Raw genomic sequence first — 6,859 nt, 5'->3', positions numbered from 1 at the left:
CTCGGTGTAAACAACGTGTTTAGGTTAAAGTGTAAACAAGGTCTGTGTTCTACCTCGGCGGCAGCCGCAGTAACCGTTACCGGAATTTATAGTCATCCACCGAAAGCCCCATAACTGTGTTGTGTCGCCTCTGCTTTGTCGCAAATCTCCGAAATGAAAATGGTGGGGCAAGCCCCACCCTACGACCGGTTTAGATGAAGACAATACGCGCTGGTACCCGCAACGCCGTACAGGGTTTTGTGAGGATTGCTATAGACGCGGGAGCGCCAGGACGATGCGCTCAAGGGAGCTTGATGCTTATGGGTTTTCTGGTGCCAGGGACAGGCTTTTTTTGCGCCCCGACCAAACGCCGATTTTTTTGTACCAGGCGTGTGCTTCTTCCCGGCTGACCAGTTGTGTGACGGCGTTCATCAGCCGGTCAATCACGGCGGCGGGCATATAAAACGTGCGCTCGCCGTCCATGGTGACGACTGCCATCTCTACCGCCGGATGGTCCTTGAAGTAAACGGTTCTATCGAGAAAGTGGAGCTGGTATCGCTGGCCGTCCGCGCAATGCAGGGTGATTTCACTCTCGGTCATGTGTCCGTCGCTGCGGTCGTACGACATACCGCCATAGTGGTCAAAACCGCCGTGTGCTTTGATGTTGGTATCGGTTTCGGTAAAGGTGATGTCCAGCGACTGTACCAGCGCGTCCAGCAGCGCGCGTTGTTGCGGTTCGCTGATTTCTTTGGGAAAGGCATCGCGTACGAAGGGGTCGCCAAAATCGGTACACATCGGGATGTTGAAATCCTCGTGGTAGAGCATGGTTTTCAGGCTGTAGCGCGTCGCCTGGCAGTTTTTGACCTGTTGTAATTGTGCAGCCGTGGCGGCGCGGTCGTCGTCAGCCCGGACGGTGAGGCTGGCGACGGTGGCGGCAAGGCAAAGGATGCGAAGGAAGCCGGGCATTTCAACCGCGCTCCAGTTGGCGCAGGCAGTCGCGCACCAGTTGCGGGCCGTGGTAGATGAGACCGCTGTAGATTTGCACGAGGTCGGCGCCCGCATCGCGTTTTGCCTGCATATCGGCGGCGCTCATCACCCCGCCGGAGGCAATGAGGGCGATATGGGGCAGGTGCGCGCGGATTTTTTGCACGATGGCGGTGCTGGCGGCGGTGAGCGGCGCGCCGGAGAGGCCGCCTTGTTCGCCGCCGTGCGGGTGGTGCTCAACCGCGCTTTTGTCGAGGGTGGTGTTGGTGGCGATGATGCCGTCCATGTCCGCTTCGGCAATGGTGTCGAGGGTGGCGTGAAGCGCGGTGTCGTCAAGGTCGGGCGCGATTTTGACCACAATCGGCACGCGGCGCGCGGTTTCGACCGTGAGGCGCTGTTGTTCGGCCTTGATGCCCGCGAGCAGCTCGCGCAAGGCGGCGCCGTGTTGCAGCTCGCGCAGTCCGGCGGTGTTGGGCGAGGAGATGTTGATGGTGAGGTAGTCGGCGTGCGCCCAGGCTTTTTGCAGGCCAATGCGGTAGTCGGTAAGCGCTTCTTCGTTGGGCGTGTCCTTGTTTTTGCCGAGGTTGATGCCAAGCAATGCGTGCGGCTTGGGCGTAGCAGCGAGGCGGGTGATGAGGGCGTCAATGCCGCGGTTGTTGAAGCCCATGCGGTTGATGATGGCTTCATGTTCGGGCAGGCGGAACAGGCGCGGTTGCGGGTTGCCCGGCTGTGGCCGCGGGGTGACGGTGCCGACTTCAATGAAGCCGAATCCGGCGCGGTCAAAGGCGCTGACGGCGATACCGTTTTTGTCCAGTCCGGCGGCGAGGCCGAGGCGGTTGGGGAAGGTCAAGCCCATCAGTTCAACAGGCTTGCCGCCGTGGTAGCGCGGCATGAAAGAAGGCATCCGCGCCAACAGGGCAAGGGTGCGGTTGTGGGCGCGTTCGGGGTCGAGGCGGAAAAGGAGGGGGCGGAGGTAGTGGTAGGGGTTCATCATGGGTTCAGTTCCAGGCGGTAGGTGGCGAGGTAAACGTCGGCGCGCGGTTGCCAGTCGCGTTCCGGGGTGTGGCGGAAGCCGAGGCGTTGGTAGAGGCGGTGCGCGGCGGTCATCCAGGCGGCGCTGGAGAGGACGAGGGCGGTGCATCCGGCATGGCGGGCGTATTCGGCGCTGGCACGGATGAGGGCGCTGCCGATGCCCTGTCGCTGCTGTTCCGGCGTAACGGCGAGGATGCGCAGTTCGGCTTCATCGGCACGGGCGATTTCTTGCCAGATGCTGCCGGGCAGGGCGCAGGTGAGGGTGCCGACCGGCACGCCGTTTTGTCGCGCGACGAGTACCAGCGCCTGTTGCGCGCGTTGGGCGACGTTCAGGATTTCAATGAAGTAGGGGTCGTCTGCGGCAAAACCGCCCGGTGCGTAGGCGCGGGCGGTCAGGCGATCGATGGCGTCGCAGTCGGCGGGTTCGCAGGGGGTGATGTGCAGGGTGGTCATTTTGTCTCTCGGTTTAGAGCGTGTTGACAATTCGGCGAACGAGCCTTCTCCCTATGGGACTGGGACAGCTCGCGAAGCGAGAGAGGGGTTGGGGTGAGGGCGGCAAATGTGAAAAATTGGAATTTCGGCTCATCAAGCATATCGCTCACCCCCTCCCCACCCCTCCCCCGCTGCGGGCTTCGCCCTGCAGGGGAGGGGGATTCAATTGTCAATACACCATAGGGGAAGGGCGCTATTATTCAGCGGTTTGCCGCCGCAAAGGCGTCCATGTAGTCAATCAGCGCGCGCACGGCGCGGATGTCAAGCGCGTTGTAGAGGCTGGCGCGCAGGCCGCCGACGATTTTGTGGCCTTTGAGACCAGAGAGGCCATTTTTTTCGGCTTCCTGCCAGAAGCGGGTGTCGAGCGCGTCGCTACGGGTGCGGAAGACGACGTTGGTGCGCGAGCGGTATTGCGGCGCGATGCTGTTCGTGTAGTAGTCGCTTTGGTCGAGGTAGTCATAGAGCAGCGCCGATTTTTCCTGGCTGGCGCGGTCGAAGTGGGCAATGCCGCCTTCGCGCTCAATCCACTGCATCACTTTGTGCAGCATATAGATTTGCCAGGTGGGCGGGGTGTTGTAGAGGCTGTTGGCGGCGGCGTGCGCGGCGTAGGTGAGGAAGCGCGGCACGCGCGGGTGGTCTTCGAGCAGGTCGCGGCGGACGAAGACGAGGGCGATGCCTGCCGGGGCGAGGTTTTTCTGCACGCCGCCATAGACGATGGCGCTGCGCGCCCACGGGATGTCGCTGCGGGTGTAGTAGTCGGAGGAGGCGTCAATCACCAGCGGCGCGGGACTTGCCGGGTAGTGGCGGAACTGGATGCCGTTCACGGTTTCGTTGCTGGTGAGATACAGGTAGCGGCAGTCGGCGGGCAGGGCGGGGAGCGTGTCCGGCAGGGTGGTGTAGCCGCCGTCGCGCCCGCTCCAGATTTCGCGCGCGTCACCGACGCGCTCAGCTTCGTGCAAGGCTTTGTCCGCCCAGACGCCGCTGTTGATGTAGGCGGCGCTGCCGCCGTCAGCGAGCAGGTTGAGCGGGATCATGTCGAATTGTTGGTGTGCGCCGCCGGGCAGGAGCAGCGGCTGGAAGTCGTCCGGCGCGCCGATGAGGCGTTGCGCGAGGGTGAGGGTTTCTTCGTGCAGGGCTTCAAAGCGGGCGCTGCGGTGGCTGATTTCCAGCACCGACATGCCGCTGCCCTGAAAGTCGGTCAGTTCGGCGCGCGCTTCTTCGAGTACGGCGAGCGGCAGGGTGCAGGGGCCGGCGCAGAAGTTGTGGATGCGGTGGGTCATGGTTGGTTTTCCTTATGGTTAGCGGGGTAGTCCGACAGGGTTGGCGGGGGAGGGCAGGGCGCTGTTGTCTGTTTGCCAAAGCAGCGCGGCGAGGGTGATGAGGATGATGCCACCGGCGAGCGCCAGCGTTTGCGTCAGCCGGGCGAAGCGGGTTTCGTCGCGCAGCAGGCGGCGGGCGAGGTGCTGTTTGCCGTGATGACAGAGCAGGGCGATGGCGGTAATGGTCAGCGCGGTGCCGCAAGCCATTGTCAGGGTCATGGCGATGCCGGCGGCGGCGATGCCCCAGCTCCAGGCGACGGCAAGGCTCATGACCGCGCCGCTGCACGGGCGGATGCCGATGGCGATAATCGCCGCCCACGGTGTCAGCGGGCGCGCGCCGTGCGGGTGGCAGGCGCAATGGGCGTGGTGGCGGTGCGGGCGGTGGCGCCAGAGGATGTAGGCGCCGATGGCGGCGACGAGCAGGGCGTTGAGGCGGTTCAGCCACAGGGCATGATTGACGGTGTCAGCGATGAGCAGGTGCAGCAGTCCCATTGCCAGCGCCACCCAGAGGATGGCGCTCACACCTTGCAGCAGCGCGCCGCCAATGGCGATGGCGAGGGTTTGCCGACGGGCGGCGGGCTGGCTCAGGGTGAAGGTGGCGATGATGGCTTTGCCGTGGCCGGGGCCGGCGGCGTGGAGGATGCCATAGAGGAAGCCGAGGCCGCAGAGGGCGAGCCAGGTCGCGGCGCTGTCGCCGTGCTGGCGCAGGGTTTGCAGTTGCGCGGCGAGGTCGCGTTGCCAGCCGTTTTGCAGACGTTGCGCGGCGAGACGCAGCGGTTGTCCGTAGAGAATGGCGAGGACGAGCAGGGCAATGAGGATGAGGGTGGGCAGGTAGCGGCGGATAATCGGGCGGTGGGGTCGTGTTTTGATGGCGGCCGGTTCGGCAGCGGGGTATGCGGGCGAATCCCACTCCCACAGGGGGAAGGGGGAAGCGTTGTGCGCGCCGCTTGCGGGCGGCGGCTGTTGGGCGATGCGGTATTTCATGCGCCGCATTGCAGCTCCGAGGTTTGCGCGAAGACGGCTCCGAGGCCGGTCGGCGCCTGCGCGTTCTGGTCGAAGCTGGCGGCCAGCTCTTCTTCTTCGGCGGTGGGGTTCGCCTCGCGCACGGTGAGGCGGCAGCCGTTATCCCATTGTTTGGGTTGGTCGAGGGCGTAGCTGACGTCCATGTAGTAGCTGTTCTCGTAGATTTTGAACGTCATTTTGCCGCGCGTCGGGGTTTTGAGCGGCAGGGTGTAGTGGTAGCGCAGGATGCCGCCGCTGGTGTCAATGGCGGTGTCGCGCGGCGCGGCGAAGGCGAGTTTCTGGCTGTAGGTGAAGCCGTGCTGTTCGGCAAAGAACTGGTCGATGTCTTTTTTGAACTGCGCCAGGGCGGCGTCCTGGTTGCGCTCTAGCAGGATTTCGGAACTGTAGGGGTCAAATTCCCAGCTTTCGCGCAGGGCGATGAGCGCACCGCTGGCGTCGGTCTGCGGGGTGATGCGCAGGTCTATCCATTGGTGCGGGTGGGCGAGGGCAAGCGCCGGGCAGAGGATTAAGAAGGGAAGCAGATATTTCATGGCGGGCGGTGGTTTGGCATTTATACATACAGGGTAGCGACTACCCTGTATGTATATTGGTAACTGGGCGGGTGTAGATGTATTGCAACCCTTTGATGCCCATATAGGTACGGCCGCTGTCGCTGAAGCCGCAGCGTTGGTAGAGGGCAATGGCCGCATGGTTGGCGTGATGGACGCCGAGGACGATTTCGTTGCAGCCCGGAAAATGCGCACGCAGCAGCGGATAGAGACGGTCAGCGTCCAGTGCGGCGCGGGCGTAGCCTTTGCCTTGTTGTGCCGGGTCAATCGACATGGAACGTAGCAGCAGGGCGTGCGGATTGTCGCTGTAATCGCGCAGGTCGGCGCCGCTGTCGAGGATGAAAAAACCGACGATTTCCGTGCCAGCAAAGATGGTGATTGCCAGTTTGTCGCGGTCAAGCGTGCGGCTGCCGTCCAGCCATTCGCCGGGCATGGCGGTAAATGCCTGTTGGCTGGCGTCAAGCCGATACGCTGTGAGGGCGGGGTAGTGTTCGGGATGGTAAGGTTTGAGCGTGATCATGCGGTTCATAGTTGTAAATCCTGCTCGCTGATGTCGCCCGCGCGCAGCACTTTGCCCTGGTGTTCGCCCGCGAATTTTTCTGCGCTCGCCTGGTCGGCGAAGGGGATGTAGTCGTCTTTGCCAATGAGCTGCGGCGCTTGCGGGGTTTGTACCAGCCAGGCGTCTTTGACGGCAAGCCAGTGCGCCGGGCTGTCGTGGGTGCTGACCCAGGCGGCAAGCGGCTGGTTGGCGGTTTCCGGCAGGCGCAGGTAGGTGAGGGTGGTGCGCACGCTGTCAAACCAGATGACTTCGCCGCTGTCGCTGCGTTGTACCTGGCCTTTGCTGCCGCCGGTGTCGGTCACGCCCATCTGGTTGAAGTAGTCGCGCGCATCTGCCGGGATGGCGGCGACGGGTTCGGCGGGGGCTTTGGGTGTGTCGTCGCCGCAGGCGGTGAGTAGCAGGGCAAGCGCGAGGAGGGTGAGGTTTTTTTTCATGCGGGTTCCTTGGGTTTTGTGTTTGGGTTCCTCCTACGGGGGAGGGCTGGGGATGGGCGCGAGCGATAAGTGTAAAAAATGAAGTGGTGATTGGTGAGCGATATGGCTTACCCCCTCCCCATCCCTCCCCCGCTGCGGGCTTTGCCCTGCGGGGGTGGGGGATTTCAATGCCTAACCCAACCTACGAAATCGCGAAGGAATAATTGCCGCATGACCGCACGGAATCTATCGCAAGCGCCGATTCGCTCCCTCCCCCGCAGGACGCGCCAGCGTCCGCAGCGGGGGAGGGCTGGGGTGGGGGTAAAACAATTTGATGCAAAACCATCTGTTTCTATAACCCTCCGCTTGTGGTTTTAAACCAATATTTGGAAATAAAAATGGCATTCCATTTTTGAGAAAGAATAGCGAATGACTTAATTAACCATTGATGCGGCATAAATATCGCTACCCCCACCCCGGGTTCCCTTGAAAAAAGCATTCGCCTTTTTC

General features: G+C 62.6%; 8 protein-coding genes. All 8 read right to left on the bottom strand.

Annotation, left to right across the window (positions count from 1 at the left end; translation table 11 throughout):
* Positions 1-297 precede the first annotated feature (297 nt).
* Positions 298-945, bottom strand: coding sequence for a hypothetical protein (locus tag Q0349_RS08825; protein ID WP_298080493.1), 648 nt, complete (start codon positions 943-945; stop codon positions 298-300).
* A 1-nt stretch (position 946) separates the two neighbouring features.
* Complete coding sequence (locus Q0349_RS08820) at positions 947-1,954, bottom strand: quinone-dependent dihydroorotate dehydrogenase (RefSeq protein WP_366916300.1); 1,008 nt, start codon at positions 1,952-1,954, stop codon at positions 947-949.
* Positions 1,954-2,448 (bottom strand): GNAT family N-acetyltransferase, encoded by a 495-nt coding sequence (locus Q0349_RS08815; RefSeq protein ID WP_298080491.1) that lies wholly within the window; start codon positions 2,446-2,448, stop codon positions 1,954-1,956. The genes Q0349_RS08820 and Q0349_RS08815 overlap by 1 nt, the downstream gene beginning before the upstream one ends.
* Before the next feature lie 239 nt (positions 2,449-2,687).
* Positions 2,688-3,767 (bottom strand): 3-phosphoserine/phosphohydroxythreonine transaminase, encoded by a 1,080-nt coding sequence (gene serC, locus Q0349_RS08810; RefSeq protein WP_298080490.1) that lies wholly within the window; start codon positions 3,765-3,767, stop codon positions 2,688-2,690.
* Positions 3,768-3,785: 18 nt separating this feature from the next.
* On the bottom strand, positions 3,786-4,790 hold the full coding sequence (locus Q0349_RS08805) for a transporter (protein ID WP_298080489.1): 1,005 nt from the start codon (positions 4,788-4,790) through the stop codon (positions 3,786-3,788).
* On the bottom strand, positions 4,787-5,359 hold the full coding sequence (locus tag Q0349_RS08800; protein ID WP_298080488.1) for a DUF1007 family protein: 573 nt from the start codon (positions 5,357-5,359) through the stop codon (positions 4,787-4,789). Before Q0349_RS08800 ends, Q0349_RS08805 begins: the two co-directional genes overlap by 4 nt.
* Positions 5,360-5,399: 40 nt before the next feature.
* A complete protein-coding gene (locus Q0349_RS08795; protein ID WP_298080487.1) occupies positions 5,400-5,906 on the bottom strand; it encodes a GNAT family N-acetyltransferase in 507 nt (168 codons plus the stop codon).
* Complete coding sequence (locus tag Q0349_RS08790; RefSeq protein WP_298080486.1) at positions 5,903-6,370, bottom strand: nitrous oxide reductase accessory protein NosL; 468 nt, start codon at positions 6,368-6,370, stop codon at positions 5,903-5,905. The genes Q0349_RS08795 and Q0349_RS08790 overlap by 4 nt, the downstream gene beginning before the upstream one ends.
* Between the last annotated feature and the right edge of the window lie 489 nt (positions 6,371-6,859).

It is taken from the genome of uncultured Cardiobacterium sp. (assembly GCF_938028185.1).
Lineage (GTDB): Bacteria > Pseudomonadota > Gammaproteobacteria > Cardiobacteriales > Cardiobacteriaceae > Cardiobacterium.
Note: the sequence above shows the minus strand (reverse complement) of the source record. Positions and strands in the feature narration are given on the sequence as shown.